Source organism: Shewanella sp. HL-SH8 (assembly GCF_051165765.1).
In the GTDB taxonomy this organism is placed as follows: domain Bacteria; phylum Pseudomonadota; class Gammaproteobacteria; order Enterobacterales; family Shewanellaceae; genus Shewanella; species Shewanella glacialimarina.
In genome coordinates this window covers 2,066,823-2,089,329 of record NZ_CP195039.1, presented here as the reverse complement: position 1 = coordinate 2,089,329, position 22,507 = coordinate 2,066,823, and the positions used below count along the sequence as shown (strand labels likewise).

17 protein-coding genes and 1 pseudogene are annotated in these 22,507 nt (G+C 40.4%); 7 read left to right on the top strand and 11 right to left on the bottom strand.

The window, feature by feature from the left end:
- Positions 1-270: 270 nt before the first annotated feature.
- Both ACRWQN_RS09280 and ACRWQN_RS09275 read left to right on the top strand, forming a co-directional pair.
- The gene (locus ACRWQN_RS09280) at positions 271-1,215 is read left to right on the top strand and encodes a tRNA-dihydrouridine synthase (RefSeq protein WP_434940540.1); all 945 of its coding nucleotides are present in this window, start codon (positions 271-273) and stop codon (positions 1,213-1,215) included.
- Between the two features lie 191 nt (positions 1,216-1,406).
- Positions 1,407-1,775: a TraR/DksA family transcriptional regulator gene (locus ACRWQN_RS09275; RefSeq protein ID WP_434940539.1), complete on the top strand. Its 369-nt coding sequence runs from the start codon at positions 1,407-1,409 to the stop codon at positions 1,773-1,775.
- A gap of 201 nt (positions 1,776-1,976) precedes the next feature.
- On the opposite strand, the gene ACRWQN_RS09270 is transcribed toward ACRWQN_RS09275, so the two are convergent.
- Positions 1,977-2,540, bottom strand: a complete 564-nt coding sequence (locus ACRWQN_RS09270) for a DUF4136 domain-containing protein (RefSeq protein WP_434940538.1) — start codon at positions 2,538-2,540, stop codon at positions 1,977-1,979.
- A 230-nt stretch (positions 2,541-2,770) separates the two neighbouring features.
- On the opposite strand from ACRWQN_RS09270, the gene ACRWQN_RS09265 reads away from it, so the two are divergent.
- The 4 genes from ACRWQN_RS09265 to ACRWQN_RS09250 all read left to right on the top strand — a co-directional run bounded on the left by ACRWQN_RS09265 (position 2,771) and on the right by ACRWQN_RS09250 (position 8,852).
- On the top strand, positions 2,771-3,370 hold the full coding sequence (locus ACRWQN_RS09265) for a LysE family translocator (protein ID WP_434925861.1): 600 nt from the start codon (positions 2,771-2,773) through the stop codon (positions 3,368-3,370).
- A 16-nt stretch (positions 3,371-3,386) separates the two neighbouring features.
- The gene (locus ACRWQN_RS09260; protein ID WP_434940537.1) at positions 3,387-3,932 is read left to right on the top strand and encodes a DUF1415 domain-containing protein; all 546 of its coding nucleotides are present in this window, start codon (positions 3,387-3,389) and stop codon (positions 3,930-3,932) included.
- 260 nt (positions 3,933-4,192) lie between these two features.
- On the top strand, positions 4,193-6,319 hold the full coding sequence (locus ACRWQN_RS09255) for a prolyl oligopeptidase family serine peptidase (protein WP_434940536.1): 2,127 nt from the start codon (positions 4,193-4,195) through the stop codon (positions 6,317-6,319).
- A gap of 649 nt (positions 6,320-6,968) precedes the next feature.
- Positions 6,969-8,852, top strand: a complete 1,884-nt coding sequence (locus ACRWQN_RS09250) for a S8 family serine peptidase (RefSeq protein WP_434940535.1) — start codon at positions 6,969-6,971, stop codon at positions 8,850-8,852.
- A gap of 228 nt (positions 8,853-9,080) precedes the next feature.
- Here ACRWQN_RS09250 and ACRWQN_RS09245 read toward each other — a convergent pair whose 3' ends face one another.
- On the bottom strand, positions 9,081-11,837 hold the full coding sequence (locus ACRWQN_RS09245; protein WP_434940534.1) for a PAS domain-containing protein: 2,757 nt from the start codon (positions 11,835-11,837) through the stop codon (positions 9,081-9,083).
- A gap of 3 nt (positions 11,838-11,840) precedes the next feature.
- Complete coding sequence (locus ACRWQN_RS09240) at positions 11,841-12,248, bottom strand: response regulator (protein WP_434940533.1); 408 nt, start codon at positions 12,246-12,248, stop codon at positions 11,841-11,843.
- A gap of 240 nt (positions 12,249-12,488) precedes the next feature.
- Here ACRWQN_RS09240 and ACRWQN_RS09235 point away from each other — a divergent pair, with 240 nt between their 5' ends.
- On the top strand, positions 12,489-13,187 hold the full coding sequence (locus ACRWQN_RS09235; protein WP_434940532.1) for an Hpt domain-containing protein: 699 nt from the start codon (positions 12,489-12,491) through the stop codon (positions 13,185-13,187).
- Between the two features lie 56 nt (positions 13,188-13,243).
- Here the strand turns inward: ACRWQN_RS09235 and ACRWQN_RS09230 are convergent.
- From ACRWQN_RS09230 to ACRWQN_RS09195, 8 genes and pseudogenes are all read right to left on the bottom strand, one after another.
- Positions 13,244-14,036: pseudogene (locus ACRWQN_RS09230) on the bottom strand (class I SAM-dependent methyltransferase).
- Between the two features lie 95 nt (positions 14,037-14,131).
- A complete protein-coding gene (locus ACRWQN_RS09225; protein ID WP_434940531.1) occupies positions 14,132-16,129 on the bottom strand; it encodes a methyl-accepting chemotaxis protein in 1,998 nt (665 codons plus the stop codon).
- A gap of 130 nt (positions 16,130-16,259) precedes the next feature.
- Entirely contained in the window at positions 16,260-17,069 is an 810-nt protein-coding gene (locus ACRWQN_RS09220; protein ID WP_434940530.1) for an alpha/beta fold hydrolase, read from the bottom strand.
- Between the two features lie 42 nt (positions 17,070-17,111).
- Positions 17,112-17,477, bottom strand: a complete 366-nt coding sequence (locus tag ACRWQN_RS09215) for a hypothetical protein (protein WP_226410258.1) — start codon at positions 17,475-17,477, stop codon at positions 17,112-17,114.
- A gap of 104 nt (positions 17,478-17,581) precedes the next feature.
- On the bottom strand, positions 17,582-19,174 hold the full coding sequence (locus ACRWQN_RS09210) for an ABC-F family ATPase (RefSeq protein WP_434925851.1): 1,593 nt from the start codon (positions 19,172-19,174) through the stop codon (positions 17,582-17,584).
- 260 nt (positions 19,175-19,434) lie between these two features.
- Complete coding sequence (locus ACRWQN_RS09205; protein ID WP_434940529.1) at positions 19,435-20,358, bottom strand: M14 family metallopeptidase; 924 nt, start codon at positions 20,356-20,358, stop codon at positions 19,435-19,437.
- 416 nt (positions 20,359-20,774) lie between these two features.
- Positions 20,775-21,248 (bottom strand): type II secretion system protein, encoded by a 474-nt coding sequence (locus tag ACRWQN_RS09200; protein ID WP_434940528.1) that lies wholly within the window; start codon positions 21,246-21,248, stop codon positions 20,775-20,777.
- 273 nt (positions 21,249-21,521) lie between these two features.
- The gene (locus ACRWQN_RS09195; protein WP_434940527.1) at positions 21,522-22,502 is read right to left on the bottom strand and encodes a DMT family transporter; all 981 of its coding nucleotides are present in this window, start codon (positions 22,500-22,502) and stop codon (positions 21,522-21,524) included.
- Positions 22,503-22,507: the final 5 nt, after the last annotated feature.

Below are 22,507 nucleotides of genomic sequence, written 5' to 3'. Positions count from 1 at the left end.
TTTGAATGATGACCAACATCATTGCTGGCTTGCATATAAAGACCTAGCGACTAAATAATAAATTTCAAAAAATTTAAAATAATTTTAACTTGATCAACATTTGCCATTCCTAAAGCTGTTAGGAATTAACAAAGCTGCTTAATCATAGAGCATATCCTGATGGTTTCAATACGTTTTTAAAATTTAAGCTTAAGCCAGTAAAACTAACACTGGCATCATCCGAGTTTCAGGTTAAAATGACGCCCTTTATTTTTAACCTGTGAGAATGCTGTGCGACTTGTATTAGCGCCGATGGAAGGCGTAGTTGATGATTTGATGCGCGATATTTTATCCACTATTAACCCTTTTGATTTAGTGGTTACCGAATTTGTGCGTGTGGTGGATCAACTATTACCTGAAAAAGTCTACTATAAGCTATGCCCTGAACTGCACAATAATGGTTTAACACCTAACGGTACACCGGTAAGAGTGCAATTACTCGGTCAACATCCTGAGTGGATGGCTGAGAATGCTGTTCGTGCGGTTGAACTTGGCTCCCGTGGTGTAGATGTTAACTTTGGCTGCCCAGCAAAAATTGTTAACAAAAATAAAGGTGGCGCTGTCTTACTTCAATACCCTGATAGTCTTCATAATATTGTAAAAGCCATGCGCAAAGCCGTACCAGCTGAACAGCCGGTTACCGCTAAAATTCGTTTAGGTTACGAAGATAAGTCACTGTTTATGGAAAATGCTCTAGCCATATATGAAGCAGGTGCGAGTGAAATAGCCATCCATGCCCGCAGTAAAGTTGATGGATACAAGCCACCTGCTTATTGGGAATACATCACTGAAGTTAAAAAACGCTTGCCTATACCTGTTATTGCCAATGGCGAGATATGGAATGAAGCCGATGCAAAACGCTGTATGGAAGTGACTGGCTGTAGCGACATTATGATTGGCCGCGGCGCAATTTCATTGCCTAATTTAGGGGCGTGTATCAAAAATGGTAGCCAACCTTATACTTGGGCTGAAACCTTAGATTTACTGCTCGGTTATACCGATAAACAATTGAGTGGTAAAAAAGCAGATTACTTGCCTGCACGGATTAAACAATGGTTTTGTTATTTGAATAGACAATACCCACAAGCAGATGATTTATTTCGTGAATTAAGAGTATTTAAAACCGCCGATGAAATTGTATCTGTGTTAAACAAAGCACAACACGAACTCAATTAGATATTGGTTACTTTTCTCCTACCAACCTTTTGGGTAATTGTCTTTGTCGCATGTGTAGATTAACAAAATTTAATCCACACATGCTGTTTGATGGCTAAAATCTGACTCAGAATTGATCTTCATCATAACTCAGGATTTTCTAGCCCGTAAAATGGCATGCTATATTGATTATCTCTAATAAAGGTTATGTGGTGAAAAATCAGGACATTCGAGCGCAATTATCAAAAATTGAGATAGCGCTTAGATCAGAAATTGGTCTTGGGCTTATTCAGCAGCATCTTGCAGATCTGCAGCTCAATATTATTCAGCAAATGGATTTATCTAACCTTATTGATTATCTTAGCGAATTAAAGCTTACCGATTGTGGCTCATTTGAGCGCCTAATGCGCTTAGACGCCGCATTATGCCAACTTGATTTAGGCTTATATGGTTTATGTTCAGATTGTGAATCAGAAATAGAAGCATCACGCTTACAAAGCGATCCCACTGAACAACGCTGTAGTATCTGCGCCTCCCGTTATAATCAGGAACATCGACATGAATTGCGTTTAAATCATTAATACTAAGGTTATGCCCCAAATTTAATCACTTAACAATATCCCTGATTTAACTAACAACAGTCTGATTAAGTGCCCGAAAGGTTGATTAATACCGCTTAACTTCCAACAATTAATAACAAAAAACCTCCATTAACGGAGGTTTAATTAATATTAATCACAGTGTCATTCACTGTAAATGAACTGACTATTTAATAAGGCGACTCACTTCATGTTAGGCACTGAATTTAGCATTATTCTGGCTAAATTATCAAAACGCGCTTCTCTTTGTGCAAGGTCGTTATTCGGTTCACTAAACCCTTGAGCTAACACTCGCCAAAAAGGTTGCTCAACAATAGGATTAAACAGGGCAATCAGCACAGAACCTTTTTCATACTCGCTATCCACGCCTTGAGTCGCAAGACCGGGAACTAAACCCGCTTTAGCGAGAATTTCTGCATCGCTCATTTCTGACTCTAGCGCGATACCAAAACCAATCGTCATTTGTGGAGAGTCAGTAGTATTTACCACTAGATATCCTTTTTCAGCCATTATCTTATCTACTGAGTCACGTAACTGAGTCTTTAAGGTTTGTTCATCTATTTTATTGGCTGTATGGACTGAAAACATGCTTGCATGCCAGGCATAGGTTTTGGCAACAGAAGATAAATCACCGCTAGTAACCATAGTAACGCGGCTTGTTGGAATCGACTCGATATTGGAGGCGGAACACGCTGTTAGCATAACCATGCAAACAGAGAGAATAAACTGACTAAAGTGTTTTAACATAAATAATGGCCCTATTTTCGCCACCTTTGACTCAGATGACATTGTGCAGTGTTAGTGCAGTGTTTGATACAAAATCGCGAAAAATATTCGAGTCAATTAACCCGATAAACTTAAGATAACAATAATTTATTAACGAGTATCTATTCTTGTAAACTTTTTATTAGATTGTCATTACGTTACTGGTTAGAATGCCAGCCATTAATGTATTGATCCGGATAAATTGACTCAAAATGGAACTGGTCTTCGCCATTGCATTGTTTGCATTCTCTTCAGGTATCACCCCTGGCCCTAATAACATCATGTTAATGACATCAGGTGTTAACTTTGGTATTAAACAAAGTGTACCTCACCTTCTTGGCATTAGCCTTGGATTTCCGCTAATGATCCTTGCTGTAGGCTTAGGCATGGCAGCGGTATTTCAAACCTACCCCATCTTACATACCATCATCAAAGTGCTAGGGATAAGCTATTTGTTATACCTCTCATGGCTTATTGCCAATAGCAGTAGCAAGATGGAAGGTAAAAAAATCAGCAAGCCTTTTAGCTTTCTACAGGCAGCGGCTTTTCAATGGGTAAATCCCAAAGGCTGGATTATGGCTGTGGGCGCAATAGCCACATTCACCACTGTACACCAGGATCTCACACCTCAAGTTATCACTATTGCCGGTGTGTTTTTGTGTGTCGCATTTCCCTGCGCCATCGTTTGGCTTGGCTTTGGTGTCGCCTTAAAGCGCATTCTTAAAAATGAACGCCAACAACGAATATTTAATATCAGTATGGCAATATTACTCGTGGCATCCATCATTCCGATGGTCATTCCAAACCATTAAAAAGATAGGCTAATTTATGTCAGATTTACATCCATGCATTGCTGAATCAGAAAATTGGGTTAAGCGGGTAATTGTAAAATATAATATTTGCCCATTTGCACGACGTGAAGTGGAGCGCGGCACCATTAGATACTACGCCTGTGAAGAAGCTAAAGTAAAAAAGGTGCTTGAAGCCTTTGTGATGGAATGTATTTTACTTGAACAGCAACCAGACATTGAAACTACGCTGTTTATTTTGCCCCGAGGATTTGAAGGCTTTTATCCCTATCTTGACCTAGTTGATTTAGCCAACGACCTTTTAGTTGAGCAAGGATTTGAAGGAGTGTTCCAAATAGCCAGTTTTCACCCTGACTATTGTTTTGATGGTGAACCTCAAGATAGCCCAGCCAATTATACTAATCGCTCCCCTTACCCAACATTGCATCTTATCAGAGAGGCCAGTATGGAAAAGGCCTTAGCGGATTATGATGATCCTGAGTCAATACCAGAGCGAAATATCGAATTTGCTCAGCGTAAAGGGGGCGAGTTTTTTATTAAGTTGCTTAAAGAGTGCCAGCAGTAAGTTCTCTTATCGCGACATAGTCACGATAGCGTCAAGCCCAAGCCTTAAGGAGTTACCTTGAGGCTTTTTTATTAAAAAAATACACCTAATGCATTGTCTTAATCCATGCTAGTAAATAAGCTGGATAACAACTAATAAGCAGTAAATCTTTACAGCTTTATAACAATAAAAATGCATCACGCTTGTTTGATTTATATCGTGATTCGGTTAGCTTAGTCAGCGATTACCGATCTAATAACCGTAGCAGAAGGGATAAGGACATGAATAAGGCACTCGTTTCATTGTGCGTCTTAAGTAGCATAACCGCCACAGCGGCCTTTGCGGAACAAGCAGTAGTACAACAAACAACAGTAAAGGCAGCATTAATGGCAGAGCAAACAGACAGCTTTCAATGGCTTGAAGAGGTCGAAGGTAAAAAGCCTTTGGCTTGGGTAACTGAAAAAAATGCCCACAGCGCAGCAGCCATAAAGTCTTATAAAGGTTTTGAAACCTTAGTAGATAATTCACTGGCTATTTTAAACAGTAAAGACAGGATCCCCTATGCCGAACGCAAGGGTGAGTACCTGTATAATTTTTGGAAAGACGAAACCCATGTTCGTGGCATATATCGCCGTACTAGCTTAGCCGAATACGTAAAAGATGACCCTAAATGGGAAACGGTTTTAGACATAGATGCCATTGCCAAAGCCGATGATGTCAGCTGGGTCTTTAAAGGCATTAATTGTCACACCCCTGACAATACGCTGTGTTTAGTATCACTTTCCCGTGGCGGCGCAGATGCGGTTGAAGTGCGGGAATTTAATCTAAAAACTAAAAGCTTTATTAAAAATGGTTTCTTATTACCCGAAGCAAAATCTGATCTCACCTGGTTAAACCAGGATCAAGTCTTTGTCGCGACAGATTTTGGCGGCACCGAAGGCATGACAGATTCAGGCTATGCTAGCGTAGTCAAACTTTGGCAACGCGGCACTGCCTTAGATAAAGCCAGCTTTATTTATCAGTCAGATAAAAGCTCAGTCGCCGCAGGCGCTCAGGTACTGGATGATGGTGAATCGAAAATAGTGTTAATTGGCGATTATCATACTTTCTACACTGCCAGTCACTTTGTCTATGATCAAGGCAAACTCACTGAATTGAATATTCCCAAAGACGCTGAAATTAAAGGCTACTTCAAGGGTAATATCTATCTTGAACTTAAAAGTGAGCTAACCAGTCAAAAACTGGCTCAAGGGGCTGTCGTTTATGCGCCTGTCGCCTCTCTTATTAGCGCCAAACCAGAATACCAGTTATTAACCGCCCCTGATGCCCATTCAGCTATCGCGCAGGTCGCTTTTAGCAAAAGCGCGGTATACGTTAACTACCTGGAAGATGTAAAAAGCAAACTGGTACGTTTTGAGCCCAAAGCAGACAGCAGCTGGGTACAAACTCCGGTGGCATTCGATGCTAACGGCAGCCTGACTATTTTTGACATAGAGCAAGACAGAGATGATTTCTATGTCGATTACAACAGCTTTCTCGAGCCTTCTAGCTTGTATGAAGTGCAAGGTAATACATTAGCGATTAATAAACTAAAGTCGCTGCCACAACAGTTTGATGCTGAAAGATTTGTTACTGAACAATACTTTGCCACCTCAAAAGATGGCACTAAAGTACCCTACTTTGTGGTGATGGATAAAAACCTGAAGTTCAATGGTAAGAATCCAACCCTACTTTACGGTTACGGCGGATTTGAGATTTCACTTCGCCCTAAATATTCAGCAACCATAGGTAAAAACTGGCTAGAACAAGGCGGTGTGTACGTATTATCAAACATACGCGGTGGTGGCGAATATGGCCCAGCTTGGCACCAGGCGGCGTTAAAGCAAAATCGTCATAAAGCCTATGAAGATTTTGAAGCCATAGCAGAAGATCTTATTAGCCGAAACATCACCTCAAGCCAGCATTTGGGCATTCAAGGAGGCAGTAACGGCGGCCTATTAATGGGCGCAGCGCTGACTCGCCGCCCTGACTTATACAATGCTGTGGTATGCCAAGTACCGTTATTGGATATGAAACGCTTCAGTCAATTGTTAGCGGGAGCTAGCTGGATGGGCGAGTATGGTAATCCAGATATCGCTGAAGAATGGGCTTATATTAAAACTTATTCGCCGTACCATAATTTAGATAAAAGCAAAAAGTATCCTAAGGCCTTCTTCACCACCTCAACCCGTGATGACCGTGTCCACCCTGGGCACGCCCGTAAAATGGTCGCTAAAATGGAGTCTATGGGAATTGATGTGCTGTATTACGAAAATATGGAAGGTGGTCATGCTGGTGCAGCAGACAACAAACAAGCTGCCGAGCTTTCAAGCTTAGTGTATGCCTATTTGCTACAGCAGCTGAAATAACGGCTAAAGTCACAGCTAAGATAGTTGCAACGCTAATCACGCTATTTTTGTCGTGATTAGCAAGCTGTATTAACAGTCTGTACTCGCAATCCATAATAACCAGCAAAACACAAAACCAGTCAACTGACTGGTTTTTTGAGCCAATTATTTAAACAGAACAATATAGCAAAGGGGATTACATTTGTTTCGGTTAACTAAAATACTTATATTTATCATAAACTAAACATGTTTATCTCTGTGATTAAAAATGACCTTTTAATAAATGGCCATCTCATTTCCTCCATAAGATAACAACCAACCGCAGAAAAGATTAATACTTTTAACTTAAAAATCAAACCACAACCCCCACCTTAAGGCTGACAAAAAAGTATTAAAATTAGAATAAGAAACACCTAAACTATTGATAGATCTTAAAATTAATGAATTTCGCTAAAAGCAACCAACTTTCCACCCCCTACTTTATTACTAATACTGTAATTTATTCCAGGATCTGCAAGTCGGCTTTTACGCTCAATATGTAAACAAATTGTTACTTAATCAACCTAAACCCTAACTACCGCACTACAACAAAAAGACAAATATGTCACTTTTTAATCTATTTTGGATAAGTCTCGACATTCATGGAGGCAACAACAATATGGAGAATCAAATGATACAAAAACATAAAATAGCCCTTGCGGTATTGGCAGCTCTGAGCACACTTCCAATTCAATCCCAGGCAGCAGAATTACTTTTAGTCGACAGTTCAAAAGCGATTAAAGATAATTATATCGTGGTATTTAATACCCCTAGCGTGTTGAATCTTCAAGACGTATCAGCCTTAGCTGACTTTTCAACTCAGCAAGCGAATATACTGGCCACTAACTACGATATTAGCGTAGTAAAAAACTTTGGTAGCGCATTAAATGGTGTATTAATTAATGCCAATGCCAAACAAATTGCTGAACTTCAAAATGACCCCAAAATTAAATACATAGAACAAGATCAAATGATGTCTATTTCGCCAGTAATAGAAGCCAATAGTAATCAGGGTAATCCTACCTGGGGGTTAGACAGAATAGATCAGCGAGATTTACCCTTAGATAATAACTATCACTATGATTTCGATGGTTCTGGTGTCACAGCTTATGTGGTTGATACTGGAGTACTGACTAGCCATAATGAATTTGGTGGCCGCGCAAGTAGTGGTTATGATTTTATTGATAATGACTTTGATGCCACTGACTGTAATGGTCACGGTACACATGTAGCGGGTACGATAGGTGGTTCAAGTTACGGGGTTGCCAAAAACGTTAACATCGTCGGTGTTCGCGTACTAAATTGTAGTGGGTCTGGCAGTAACTCAGGCGTCATTGCTGGTATTAACTGGGTCAAAAATAATGCCTCAGGCCCTTCTGTAGCGAATATGAGTTTAGGTGGCGGCGCATCACAAGCAACCGATGATGCGGTGAATGCTGCTGTTGCAGCAGGTATCAGCTTTGTTGTCGCTGCGGGTAATGACAATAGCAATGCTTGTAATTACTCTCCTGCTCGTGCAGCCAATGCTGTCACAGTAGGCTCAACAACAAGCTCTGACTCCCGTTCAAGCTTTTCAAACTATGGTACTTGTCTTGATATTTATGCCCCAGGTTCAAGCATTACTTCAGCTTGGTATACTTCAAATAGTGCAACAAATACCATCAGCGGGACCTCAATGGCTGCTCCCCATGTAGCCGGTGTTGCTGCGGTTTATCTTAATCAAACTCCAACTATGACGCCAGCCCAAGTGACAAGCTTACTGACCACGCGTGGCAGTGGCGGTAAAGTATCTGATGCAAAAACGGGCTCACCCAACACACTGCTATTCTCGTTAGACGAAGTGGGTGGTTGTGGTACTAATTGCCCACCGCCAACAGATACTGAGCTTTTAGATGGACAAGCTATTAGTACTTCTGGGGCTCAGGGTTCAGCGAACTACTATTTCATCGATGTGCCTGCAAATGCTTCAAGTCTTGCCATTGCATTAGCTGGAGGATCTGGTGATGCGGACATTTATGTCAGTCAAGGTGTCAAACCGACAGTGAATAGTTATCAATGTCGCCCCTATAAAACGGGCAATAATGAAAGTTGTGATTTTACCAATCCAGCTGCGGGTAAGTGGTATGTCATGGTACAGGGTTATGCTGCCTACTCAAATACTAACCTAATGGCTGACTATAGCATAGGAGGCGGCACCAGTTGCTCAGGCAGTGATTGTCTAGTCAATGGCGTAGCAAGAACAGGCCTAACTGGCACTAGCAGTTCGCAGACTTTCTATAAAGTCGTTGTACCCGCAAACAAAACATTGACTGTAGCGATGAGTGGTGGCAACGGCGATGCGGATTTATATGTTAAAGCCGGTAGCAAACCTAGCACGAGCAGTTTTGATTGCCGTCCATACAAAAATGGCAATAATGAAACCTGTTCACTAGCCCCTACAGTGGAAACCACCTACCATGTAATGATGTTAGGATACACTAGCTATTCGGGTGTAAGTTTAGTAGCAAGTTATTAATATTTGATAAATATTAATAACTAAAAATGAAACTGCCGCTTATTTCTGACTAGCAGTAAGCGGCAGTTTTAATCTTATATTTTTGATTCATGGCTGAGTTAAAACAACACGTGTATCACTCTAGCTTGATGAAAAGTGCACTTCAGTAATTAACCTTGTGCACTGATACTAAAGTTTCACAAAAAAGCAGCCTTAATCATGCTGCACAAATCAAGGTACAGTAAAGCCTTACATATCACCTGCAACGGGTAATCGAATATAAAACCGAGAACCACAGCCTGGTTCAGAGTTATAGCCAATGCTGCCATTCATTGCTTCAATAAGCTCCTTACACAGTGCTAAGCCTAAACCAGTACCGCCTTTAGCTTTAGAACTACTGGCGTCGGCTTGGGAAAACTTTTCGAAAATTTTACTTTTAAAGTCTTCTGATATACCGGCTCCTTGGTCTTGTACGGCAATCTCAACCTCACCAGCTATTATCGTCGCGGACAAAGTAACACTTCCAGTGGGTGGTGAAAATTTGACTGCGTTAGAGAGTAAATTGGTTAAAATTTGTAACAAACGATGCTCATCAACAAATAGCCAAATCTCATCCATTGACTCATCCAGTTGTAATGCCAAAGTGATTTTATGCAGGTCTGCGTATGGCTGATGATCATCAATCGCTCTTTGCAAAAGCGGCACTATATTTAATCGCTGCATTTCAAATAACATTTTACCTGCCGCAAGTTTTTCAATGTCTAATAAGTCATTGATCAAGCGACTAAGTTGCTTACAGTTACTGCTTGCTATATCTATCAGCTTCTCCGCTTTAGCAGGTAAAGTGACAATTTTTCCAGACTGTAATAAGTTTAACGCGCCATAAATAGACGTTAAGGGGGTACGAAGCTCATGACTTACCGTTGAGATGAATTCATCTTTCATTTGCTGTAATTTCATTCTGTCGGTAACGTCTTGCACAGATCCTATCATGAGAAGATCTGGATTTTTATCTTCAGTAACCAATTGCCCTAATTCATGTACCCAACGCACTTCACCGTTAGGCTTAATGATGCGGTGAACCACGTTGTGAATACCTGTCAAGCGTGCCTGCTGCTCACTTTTTTCCACTTTATCAATATCGTCAGGATGAACAGCGCTTTTAAACAGTGTCACACTCGGCACGATATCCTGTGCGTCAAAACCAAAAATCTGATAAATAATCGGCGACCACCATAAGGTTCCATGTTTAAGCGATGCATGCCAATAACCAATTTGAGCTTGCTCACTGGCTAAGTCAAGACTTTGCTGGGCAACATTAAGCTGTAAATTGAGTTCCTCAAGTTTGAGGTAATATTCTTTAGTCTGGGTAATATCATGAATATAACCATGCCATAAAGTACTGCCGTCGGGCATCATTTCTGGTGTAGCTTTGCCAGATAGCCACATCAGTGAATTGTCATCCCGGTAAACACGATATTCCTGTTCCCAGATAGCCTGTTGTTGACTAGATTGCTCAATACTGTGACCAACAGCAGCTAAATCTTCAGGATAAATTTTGGCAAATGCATTTGATGCATCGCTAAGAACCTCTTCCGGTGTTACACCATAAATATCTTTAATTGCATCACTAGCATAAGGAAACGCACTGCGTCCGTCAGGCCATAACTGGAACTGATAAACTACACCAGGAAGCTGCTGGGTCAATTTTATCAATTGGTCCTGCAGCTTATTTTCTTTAGTAACATCCATGATAAAACCATCGAGAAACTGCACAACGCCGTGACTATCATATTCGGCAGCGCCATGCTCTTCCACCCACATAACTGAACCATTATGATGCAACACACGGTAAGTGATTACCCAGCTAGATAGATTCAGTATCGCTTTTTCAACAAGATTAACTATCAGTACCCTGTCTTCTGGATGAATAACACTTGCATAACTGCGCACCGCATTATCGATAAAATCACTAGCAGAATAGCCTATAAGCGAGTAGATATGCTCGCTCATAAATAGCATAGTCCAGTGCTCATCGGCTTTACATCGGTAGGTCACCCCAGGGATATTGGCGACCAAAGTCTTAAACTGGTCTCGGCTGTGCATTAATGCTAACTGGTTATGCTTTTGTGTGGTGATATCTGCATGGGTGCCGTACATCATAAGAGGCTTGCCATCAGCAGTGTATGAAACCACTTTACCCCTGTCATGTACCCATACAAAGTGGCCGTCTTTATGTTTCATTCGACATTCAATATCATAAAACTCGGTTAAACCATTAAAATGCTCTTGGAGTGAGATATTAGAATTAGCTAAATCATCTGGATGTGTCATAGCTATCCAGGTTTCTATCGAAATGGGTTCAAGCTCCTCAAGCTGATAACCAATAATCTCAGCCCAGCGCTCGTTATAAACCGTTTCACCGGTTTCAATATTCCATTGCCAAGTCCCTATCCTCGTTCCTTCTAGAACTGAGCGATAAAGTAACTCACTTGCCGCTAATTGATTATGGGCCTGCTCTTGTAATCTATCGTAAATTTCCTGTTCAACACTCTTAGCAAACCCGAATGCAATCTGGCGCTCTTTTTCAGTAAATTGGCGAGGTTTGCTATCAATAAAGCAAAGTGTGCCAATATTTTGCCCTTTAACCACTAAAGTCACACCAGCATAAAAGCGAATAAATGGCGCGTCTAGTACTAAGGGATTATCTGCAAATCGGCTATCAAGTAAGGTATCTGGAACTTCAAAAATGCCCTTTGATAAAATGGCATGGCCACAGAATGAGATATCTCGGCCGGTCTCGCAGGCATCAAGACCTTGTTTAGATTTAAACCACTGCCGGTCGGTATCAACCAATGATACAAGCACGATTTCTGTATCTAGGCACAGTTTTGCTAACTGGGTTAAGCGATCAAAACGTTGCTCTGGTAGCGTATCTAGCAACCCGGTATTTTGTAATACGATAAGTCTTTCTTTCTCGCAGGTTGGCAACTGAGGAGTTTGCATCAGTTACTCCTGATTATTTGTGTCTTGTGATGCAAAGTAAGCCTGATAAATAGATTCCAATTTATCGCCAAGGCTCATTGCATCGAAGGGTTTTTCAATAACAGCAACTGCGCCAGCATTCAAATATTCTTGCTTTTCCGACTGCTGAATACGCGCTGTCATAAAAACAACCGGGATTGTTTGGCAATGGGGTTTTTTACGAATTTCAGCCAGCGTTTGTAAACCATCTATACCCGGCATCATGGCATCTAACAATATTAAGTCTGGCGTAAAGTGCTCCACCTGTTTGATGGCCTCATAACCACCATCGCAAGATACTAAAGTAAACCCAGATATATCAACCAGAGCCATTTCGACGATAACTCGAATTGTCTCAGCATCTTCTACGTGTAAAATTTTCTCTAGTGGCATGCAGGCTCCAGTATGATGGGGATCCCCAAAAAATTGAGTTAAACTGATTTACTAATTATTGTATGATAATTTCTTTATAGCAAACTAAGTTGTTGAATAAAATCATTGATTCACAATAGCTCAGGATTATCTATATAGATAGATATAAGTGCTGGATTCAGCAACAAGATATCGATTAAGCTGCTATTATCTTTACATATAGTAAACTTAAAAAGTCATCATAAGCCGAGAACCATAGTTATGAAAACGAATAAAGAGCCTGTTAATCAGCATTCGGTCAATGACATTGATGAAAATATCACAGATAAGTGTAGCTCAGAATCGACAACTAAGACGCTCGAAAATTTACTACAACCTTTTGGGGGGAATGAGAAATTCTATCGGCGCTTAATCAGCGTTTTTGAAGACAATTTGGAGCAACAACTGCAAAATTTGGCATTGATGATCGCGCAAAAAAATGCCAAAGAAATACTGGGAATTGTCCATACTCTTAAAGGCAGTGCAGGATCAACGGGCTTATCATCATTGTATCGCGACTTGTGTGAGTGTGAAACTAAGCTAAAGCAAGCTTATGACTCTAATGCTTCAGCCTTTGACATGCTTTGCGTCGACCTAGCTGAACAATTACGTTTTGTAGCAAAAACGGAACTATCGAGTATTCATGAACTTTTACTCAATCAATCACAAATAAAACCCTCAGAGACAGCACCGCAGCAAGCTGAATATACCGTCACTGAACTGAAGTTAATCCTAGCTGAACTTAAACAACACCTGGACGATTTTAATCTCAAAGCTGTCGATATCGCTGAGCTACTTCAAAGTAACCGAGCCCAGAAGTTATCCCTTGAGCACAACTTCACTGCGTTATCTGATGCTGTAGAGGTACTTGATTTCGAAAAAGCACTTATTGAATTATCTTCCCTATCTGAAAGATTGTAGAACTCGCTTTACCTCACAGGTACTATCCCCAAAAACAATGCAGTATAGGCAAAGTTTTATAATTTTATTGCACTCAACGAGTAGACCAAAGGCATCGCTTGGTTATTTTTAATCATCTGATAACGTGGGACTTCACTACTTTCATCCAAGCTTAGCCCTGCAAAACAATTATAAGGGCTATAGTCAAATTCATTAAAATGCTTAAGCTGTAAACCCGCAGCTGATAATGCATTAATCACATCGCTTATCGGATGTGCCCAAGTAACCACAGTATGTTCAGTACCATCACAATTTTCAGTATAAGTACCTTCTTGTTCTATATCCGGTTGAGCGCGATTAAAATAACCATAACCTTCCACTACGTCATTAAATGGATGAAACTCGACCATATAAAATAATCCACCCGGCTTTAAACTATTGACTATGGTTTGCGCCCAAAGGGTTAAATCAGGTAACCAGCAAATTACCCCAAATGAAGTAAATACAATATCAAACTCAGGTTTAACTAATTCACCAAATTGATAAACATCATGGCAAATAAACCGAGCATCAACATTAATTGCAGATGCAAGCTCATTAGCCTTTTCAATCGCACTATCCGATAAATCGACACCGGTAACAATCGCACCTTTTCTGGCCCACGATAGGCTGTCCAAACCAAAGTGACATTGTAAGTGAAGCAAGGTTTTGCCGTTAACGTCCGGGTAACTCATGCGTCTCAATTTCAGTTAATGATGATGCGCCATTTAAAAAACCGCTTACGTCGTAAAATTTCGAGGCTACGTGTACCTGAGTTCGAGCATTCCAGGTAGCTTTATTACTGGAGAGGTAATCTTTACATAAATCCATTGAACGTTCCCAAAATAAAACCGAGCATATGCTCGGCTTGTATTTTACTAATATTAATAGTAATAGTGATAGTGGTAGAGGTAGTGGTAGTAAACCTATTTTGATAAGGTAAATTTACTGACGGTTCCCGACATAACACTGGCATCATTTAGCAGTTGATCATTCAACTCAGAAATTTGGTGAGCTATATCTTGAGTATGTTGATAAATTTCACTAATTTTTAATGCGTTACGATTAACTTCTTCCGCAACAGCAGATTGCTCATGTGTAGAAGTCGCTATTTGCTCATTCATTCTATCTATCACACCTACATGCTCTACGATAAGGCTAAGCTCTTTACCTGCATGCACTGCTTCATCCACACTTTTATCAGCTTGTTCTTTACCACGTTCCATCGCTTTAACCGCCAGTGCAGCGCCCGCTTTAAGCTTATCAGTCATCGTTTTAATATCTTCAGTCGATTTTTGAGAACGTTGTGCCAATGTACGTACTTCATCTGCAACAACAGCAAAACCTCGTCCTTGATCTCCCGCCCTTGCGGCTTCAATAGCAGCATTAAGTGCCAATAAATTTGTCTGCTCAGCAATAGAGCTGATCACATCCAAAATAGTGACAATATCATGCACATCTTGATCTAAATTTTGAATTGCTGTGGCGGCATCACTAATCTCATTCGCTAACGCTTTAATCGCATAGCTAGTTTTACTCACATCACTATTACCCAGTTTAGCCTCTGAATTAGCTTGAGCTGATGCTTCTGATGCTTGCACGGCATTAGCCGCAATTTGGGTAACGGTAGCACTCATCTCGGTCATCGCTGACGCGACTTGCTCAGCTTCAGCAGAACCTTCTGATACATCTGTTTGCATTGCACTGGTAAAGCCATTCATCTTTTCTACAGCATTGACCAAACTGAGCGCATTTTTCCTCACTTGCATGATAATATTTTCAAATTCCACCATCATGCTGTTAAAGGACAATGCCAGCTGGCCAAACTCGTCAGAGGTTTGATGGTCAATGCGAGTGGTTAAATCAAAATTAGCCCCTACATGAGTAATGGTTTGTTGTACTTTTCGTAAGCTAACATGTAAATATTTAGCAATACTTAGAGTCACAAGCACAACAAATGACAGCGCTATAATTAACGCCAGTAATGAAGTAAACATTTGCTGGGAGGCATAATCTAGCTTAGATTGCGCCAATTGCTGTAGCCTTTGTGCCAATTTTTGTTCGATATCGGCAAGAATATTTATTCTAACAGTTGATGTTTTAAACCAATCTTCTGGGTTTTGTTGTGCTATTGCATCGGTATTTTGCGAAAAACCGATATTGCGCATATTATCAACATCTGTAAACGCCGCTGATTGTAATGCGTCTTTATATAATTGCCCATCTTCGCTTAATGCCGACGCGATAAAACGCTCAGCATAGGTATTTTGCTCCGCAACTAGCGTGACAAATTTTCGGAACATTTCAGGCTTAAAACCTTGCTGGCCAAAGGTCGTACTTAATACCGCACGTTCAATACCTGCGCGCTCTTTAGCTTGTAAAAATGCAGCAAAAGATTTTAATCGTAGCGCCAACTCACTAATACTGGTTTCATCAGCTGCATTGTCGACCATAGATAATAGTAACGTATTCATGTGGGTGTAATATTTAACTTCATCTGCAACCGAAATGGTTAATGAATCAACAGAGACCCGCATCTTCTGCAGTTGTTGTAATGATTGAGTCACTTGAGATAATTTATCGCTAAATACTGGTGGTAAATCAGAGCTTTCTACAACATCATGGAATATACGAATTTGTTGATCAGTCAGCTGCCGCTGTTTTGGCAGAGCATCTTTGAAAGATTGACCATTAGAGCCAATAAAACCCGCGCTCATTCCGCGTTCTTTTTGCAGTTCATGCACAAAAGCACTATTGGTTACCGCTAACTCAGTTAATACTAGAATAAGATTGAGTTGTTGCTTTGTTTGATATTGATTATAGACAAACATACCGCCATAAATAATGGAAATAAGTAAAGGGGGAAGTGCCAAAAATGCTAGCTTTTGGGAAATTTTAAGATTACCAATCCATTGCCAATTCATAAAAATCCTTATTTATTCGTAATTAACACATATATTTATAATAGACTATATCGACTAACACCCTGAAAAACTAAAGCAAAAACATGTTATAAGTAAAATAATTGCTTAAAATGTGATATGTATCGTGTAATTACTCTAGTTGCTGACAAAAGGTGATGATCAGTTCAGGCCAATCATCAACATCTGCCATGCTTTGGGCAATATGCAATGTTGCATTAGGCAGGATCTCAGCTAAGGTTTTCGCACAGGACAAAGGGTGCGTTTCATCACCGTCCCACGCAAGGATTAAACAAGGAATATTAAGCTTAGCTAATTGCTCATGTGTTGGAAAATCATTCTCAGCTGCGGCTAAAAACAGCTGTTCAAGGCTACCTCGCTTCATACTTTTTAAGCCATCAAGCATGCCCAAAACGCTGTGTTTATGAGCGTCAATCAGCCACGAAGGCAGCATTCTATCAATATGTTTGGCATTAATTTTAGCCAACCCTTTACCACCAAGCATTTTGGCGGCTTTAGCAATTTTGTGATAATACTCTTTTTGCTTAACCCTTAATTCCCAGGCGGTAGGCGGGTTCATCAAAATCAGCCCTTTAACCCATTCAGGATGAAGAATGGCGCTAAATAAACTGCTCGCACAGCCCATTGACTGACCGCCTAACACGACTGCCGTATCACCAAGCACCTTAGTGCCGAGTTGATAGGTATCTTCAGCAAGGCTTGTCCAAAGATAGTCTGATTTGTTATTTGTTGTGGCAGATAAACCATGACCAATAGCATCAAATCGCAATAGGGTGAGTTTTTTAGGGAATCGATGCCAAGCATAAATCCCTAACGCATCTTCACTTTGCATGCAGCCAAGCAAACCATGAGACCATATTAACGCGGAGCCCTTACCCGTTGAGCGATAATTAAATTGATTAATATCAAAAGGGTGTGTCATGGCAAGCCTCCTTATATAGGGTTCACAATGTGTTCAGATTTTTTAGCCAGTTACGATTTCAATTAATCGATTAATAAAGGCTTCAACCGCTTTTTCATTATCAAACTTAAAGGCTAAACCGTAGTGAATTTCTGATAGACCTTTATTGCGTCGAGTAGGAAAACGGGTCATTTGCGCATTATGATGATAATCATATTTTGCATGTACACCTTCAATAGTAGCTAATTCGCTGGAAAATACCTCAAAGGCGGGTCGAATAATCAACAAAGGGGTTTTGGCATCAAGGTGTAAATACACCGCCTCTTTTAACTCTGGCAGCATATATTCGGTAACGTTTTTGATATTAAAGTTACTGCGGCAATTTACATTTGTTAGTGCTTGAATAGCTTGTTCGTGGGATAGGCTCATAAGATCCTCTGCATCATTAGTAATAACTCAAGTCTACCGCCCTGAAAACAAAAAGCCCCGAACTTTCGTTCAGGGCTTGAATATTTTGGCGCGAAAGCAATTATTTAGCTTTCAATGCCTCGGCTACCAAGGAACTCATCATAAGTACCTTTGAAGTCATTAATACCATCTTTGGTTAATTCAATAATACGTGTTGCTAAAGACGATACAAATGCACGGTCATGGGACACAAAAATTAATGTGCCTTCATATAGCTCTAAGGCATTGTTTAATGACTCAATCGATTCCATGTCCATGTGGTTAGTCGGTTCATCAAGTAATAATATATTTGGTTTTTGCATAATTAGCTTACCAAAATACATACGGCCTTTTTCGCCACCAGATAACACAGTCACTGACTTTTTGATATCGTCAGAACCGAACAACATACGGCCTAAAATACCACGAACAGATTGGTCGTCGTCATTCTCTTTGCGCCACTGGCTCATCCACTCAAACAAGGTCATGTCATTAGCAAAATCAGCTTCGTGATCTTGAGCATAATAACCAATGTTATGGTTTTCAGACCACTGAATCGTACCTTCATCCTGTGGAATATCATGGACTAGTGTGCGCAACAGTGTTGTTTTACCAATACCGTTTTCGCCCAAAATAGCGATGCGCTCGCCCACTTCAACCATCAAATCAAGTTTACTGAATAATGGTGTGTCGTACCCTTTGGCTAGGTTTTCAACCACTAGCGCATTACGGAACAATTTCTTTTCTTGTTCGAAACGAATAAACGGGTTAACACGACTTGAGGCTTTAATTTCATCAAGTTTAATTTTATCTATTTGTTTAGCACGTGATGTTGCTTGCTTGGCTTTAGATGCGTTAGCAGAGAAACGTGCCACGAAGCCTTGAAGCTCAGCAATTTGAGCTTTTTTCTTCGCATTATCAGATTGTAAACGCTCACGAGACTGCTGCGCTGCAGTCATGTATTCATCATAGTTACCAGGATAAACTCGCAGTGCACCGTAATCTAAGTCAGCCATGTGAGTACACACTGAGTTTAAGAAATAACGGTCATGCGAAATAATAACCATAGTGCTGTTACGTTGATTCAACATATCTTGTAACCAACGAATAGTATCGATGTCCAAGTTGTTGGTGGGCTCGTCAAGTAACAATAAGTCTGGATCTGAAAACAACGCCTGAGCCAACAAGACTCGAAGTTTAAAGCCTGGCGCAATTTCACTCATTAAGCCAAAATGCTGATCAGTGCCAATACCGACACCCAATAATAAGTCACCCGCGCGAGATTCAGCGGTATAACCGTCCATTTCAGCAAATTCCATTTCAAGCTCAGACACCTTGATGCCGTCTTCTTCACTCATTTCAGCTAAAGAGTATATACGGTCACGTTCAAGCTTAACTTCCCATAATTCTTTGTGGCCCATGATCACAGTATCAATGACACTAAATTCATCAAATGCGAATTGGTCTTGACTCAATTTACCCATACGCTCATGTGGATCTAACGACACATTACCGCTTGATGGTTCTAAATCGCCGCCAAGAATTTTCATAAAGGTTGATTTACCACAACCGTTTGCACCAATTAAACCGTAGCGGTTACCGCCACCAAATTTAACTGATAGATTTTCAAACAGTGGCTTAGCACCAAACTGCATCGTAATGTTAGCTGTAGTAATCAAAATGAAATTCCAAATCGAGTATGAGTGTTAGCGCAATAAACCTAAGCTTGGTAACTATAAGCTAAATGGCTAACAGGATAATTAAAGTAACCGTTTTGCCTGACGCTATAAGAATAAGCAATATAGGACAAAGACAGGCAGAATCAAGCGCGACATTTTAGAGATTTTTGCACTATTTATCAACCTAAGCGAAATGATAGCTTAGCGAATCATAAAATGACGTCCTGTCTACTGAACGTCATCAATATCTAAACGTTATTTTAGCCTATTTTTAAATATTCAATTATATAATCAAGTCCACCAGTTATTGCCGCAACTTGGGCATCATTACATTCTTTAGCCGTTACATTAGGGCTATCCGGGTAAACTTCTGTTGTAGTATTAAAATGATTATGGGTAATACCAGCGCATAAACTGAGTTTTTTAACCGGATAATTAATTACCCCAAATTGCTCAATAGGCACCTCAATTAATTGGCCGTCATCATCTGGCGCGATATGGGTTACTTTAGCCACAGCATCAATAATTGCTTTTTGAAACTCAGGCGTTGGATTTTCAGAGTCGCCGACTAAATAAAAGCCATCAGGAATAATACCCGCCTCATACTCTTTACCATCTCTTGCTGACAGTAGTGGTCTAAATTCACATTCGTCTGTGTCGGTAGTTTCATGCAAATCAATATGTGCGTACACCTCACCTAATGAGGCAACAAAAGCCATTAAGGCTGCAGACTCTTCGGCAGGGCTATCAGCATAAAATGAGCGATTCGGGTCAATTGCTTTAGGGTTCCAACGATTGACCGTTTCATATCCCCATGGGCTAATACAAGGCGCCACGGCAATATTAAAATATTGGCTATAGTGCGCGGCTTTAGTGTCTAAAAATTGAATGGCACCATGAACACCACTGGTTTCATAACCGTGTACCCCACCGGTAACCAGTATGGTCTTTTTAGTGGCAGTCCAATTTTTAGTTTTAAAGGCAAACAAAGGATATTTAGCCGCATCAAATGTTAGTGCGCCATAATTAACCTGTTCAAACTCTGCTGATAAAGCGGCAAACTTGCTGATCACTTCACCTTGATAACTGCGCTTAATGGTAACTTGGGCTAACCATTGTGCTTTCTCTGACTCATCCCAAGGTTGCCCCGGCGTGCCAATTGGAAAAACTGCTTCTTGTGTCATAAACCCTCTATCATGCGACTAAACTAAATGGAGACTTAACTAAAGGTTACTTAGATAATCTTTCAGGTCAGCATATTAACCGATTGAGTTAGGCAAATCGATCAATCGCCTAAGTAAGTCTCCCCATCGCTGTAAACCATCGAAAAGAGTAAAGCTGTAATTAATATATTGCCTAGCAACTGCTAGAGCCAATCTAGCTATTATTGGAATGGATTCACTTGATCTCAAACTTGCCCAATGTTTTAAAATCAAATAGATAAACAATATAAATAAAAGTGGTTACTATAAAGGCCACACAAAAAAAGGAAGGCGAACAAAGCCACTGAAGCAGAAAATGTATAAATAAACCAAAGTCCCGACAAAACATCATGACAAGATCGTCAAAAACTCAACATAAAATAGTGACTTTAATTATATCAACACCCCGTTATTGTTGAGGTAAAACTTGGTGGAACATTATTACGAGCTGAAGAATATCGAATCTTACAGGTATTAGGATCAGGTGCCAGTTTGACTTTAACTTCTATCGCACCCAATTGCCCGCTACAATTACCACCCACCCAAGTAAAACTAGCGTCAGTTTCAACGGCTTTAGCGATTCCATTCGGATGAGGACAGGGATACCCACAACGCAAAGTAATAGACTCACTTCCTACTTTAACCACAGGGTCTATAGCGCAATCTGTCTTATTTTCTATTCTCGCTTTCACATTGACTAACTCAGATGCTGATCGCATAGCCCCTTCTAAAGATTCAAGCGAGGCAATACGCGCATCGCCACTGATATTGATAAACTTAGGTGCAGCTGCAACGGCTAAAATACCTAAAATAATAATAACGACAACTAACTCGATTAAAGTAAAACCTTGTTGTTTTTTAGGATGATACATATGTATTAATCTCTATCTACTTTATTTAGGGCGTTTTAATAAACCAAAAGAAGCCAAGCTGCCCATTGCATTAAACCCTACTGTTTATAACAAATCAGCCAAGTTAACAATATTACCCTACTAGCAAATAAGGCATAGGTAAAATTAGCGCGATATCAATTATCAACAATTTACATCAGCTAAGCTATACCAATAGCAAATAATCCAGCTCATTATTAGGTGTCGCTTGCGGGGTTTTGCACATTATCAATGTAAATACCCTAACCATTTAAGTTACTTATTACGCGCGATTAACACCAGTGAGATACCACTTAAAATGATTGCCCCGCTTGCGATTAAATGCAGGCTTAATGTTTCATGATTAAACACAACACCTCCAACGGCGGCAATAAAAGGCACACTTAATTGCAGTGCAGCGGCTTTTGATGGAGTAAGCCCTGTTAACGCCTTATACCAAATAGCGTAACCAATACCTGAGGTCAGCGTACCGGACACTATGGCTAATATGACTCCATCATAATGCGCACTTTGCAGTGTATTGCTTAATGTTAATTGCACTGAATTAACATTCATTGCCAAACTTAATATGGCCAACACGGCCAGCATTAAAATCATACTTCGGCTAAAGTAATCGGCAGAATCTAGTACCGGAGAGTGACTTTGTCGCCCAAGTAAAGAATACATTCCCCACGCCACACCACTTAATGCCATGAGTATCATCGACCAATATTGAGGCGTGCCGATATTAGGCCACAACAAATATCCAAGCCCGATAAACGCAATAACACTGCCGATAACTTCAAATGCCGTGGGCCTTTGCCCTTGAATAACCGCAACCACATTCATTGATAATTGTACCGCACCAAATAAAACCAGCGCTCCCGTTGCGGTATCTAACGACAAATAAGCGATAGAAAATAACCAAGCATAGGCCAGTAAACTTAACGCCCCTAACCACTTACGCCAGTTGTAAAATGGATGATGTTGATAAGAATGCTGCTTAAGGGAGGTCAACGAGTCTGATAACTTGGCTGGTTTTTGTTGATATAAATGCATGCAACCAACAATAAACCACAGGGTTAATGCACCTGATAATAATCGAATTAAGGTGAATGAATCGGCATCAATTAAGCGGGCTTCACCCCCGCCTAGTGCCATACGGCTTAATACAGAATTAGCAGCAAACGCCACCAATGCTATCAAGGTTAAAGCTGCCGTGATAAGCGATGATGGCGTTGAGATTTTATCGGACAAGTTAA